Below are 238 nucleotides of genomic sequence, written 5' to 3'. Positions count from 1 at the left end.
GAATGGTGATCCGCGCGTGCGGCAGTTCCTGGACGGTATCGCAGATGGGCCGGTGCCTTTCCGCTATCCGGCGGGCGACTATCATGACGATTTACTCGGAATAGGGAGTTAAGCCACTCATGCTGTTAAATGCGTTGGCGGGTCTTGGACACCGTGGCCTAAAAACCATCAGTACGTTCGGGCGTGCCGGATTAATGTTGTTCAACGCGCTGGTCGGCAAACCGGAGTTCCGCAAGCA

General features: G+C 56.7%; 2 pseudogenes. Both read left to right on the top strand.

Going from position 1 to position 238, the window contains the following annotated elements:
• Positions 1–112, top strand: a pseudogene (locus tag RTW80_RS30700) (phospholipid ABC transporter ATP-binding protein MlaF); the annotation flags it as partial.
• A gap of 7 nt (positions 113–119) precedes the next feature.
• Positions 120–238, top strand: a pseudogene (locus tag RTW80_RS30695) (ABC transporter permease); the annotation flags it as partial.

It is taken from the genome of Escherichia sp. AM3 (genome assembly GCF_032029835.1).
Classification (GTDB): Bacteria; Pseudomonadota; Gammaproteobacteria; order Enterobacterales; family Enterobacteriaceae; genus Escherichia; species Escherichia coli.
The sequence above is the reverse complement of the archived record's forward strand: the minus strand, read 5'-3'. Positions and strand labels throughout refer to the sequence as shown.